Annotated in this window: 1 protein-coding gene; it reads left to right on the top strand. The window is 61.4% G+C overall.

What is annotated here, in order from left to right:
• A partial coding sequence (locus tag HGQ17_RS14925) for a hypothetical protein (RefSeq protein WP_211090725.1) occupies nucleotides 1-294 on the top strand: 294 nt, incomplete at its 5' end.
• Between the last annotated feature and the right edge of the window lie 61 nt (nucleotides 295-355).

Below are 355 nucleotides of genomic sequence, written 5' to 3'. Positions count from 1 at the left end.
TACGGGCCTCGCACCCCAGAAGGCACGCTGATGAAGACCGCGGGGAAGACTCTCTCGGCCGGCATCACCGGCACAGCAGTGCGGGTAATTTCCAAGGGCGGCTACATCGGTGTTCTGGCCAACAAGTTCTACGCCGGCTACCAGCGCAAAGGCGAGCAGGTCACTGTCACCTGGGACGCCAGCACCGTGACCCTCAGCGGCTCAGACGGCGAGACCATAGCCCAATACCCAAAGCCCGAACACCGCCGCGGCTGGCATGGGCCCCACCAGACGAGACCGTCCACGAAGTCCTGAGACATAGATATGTCCACGATGTCTTGAGACACATCTGTGCACGATCCCCTGAGACATCACA

This window comes from Nesterenkonia sedimenti, assembly GCF_012641515.1.
GTDB classification, from domain to species: domain Bacteria; phylum Actinomycetota; class Actinomycetes; order Actinomycetales; family Micrococcaceae; genus Nesterenkonia; species Nesterenkonia sedimenti.
Note: the sequence above shows the minus strand (reverse complement) of the source record. Positions and strands in the feature narration are given on the sequence as shown.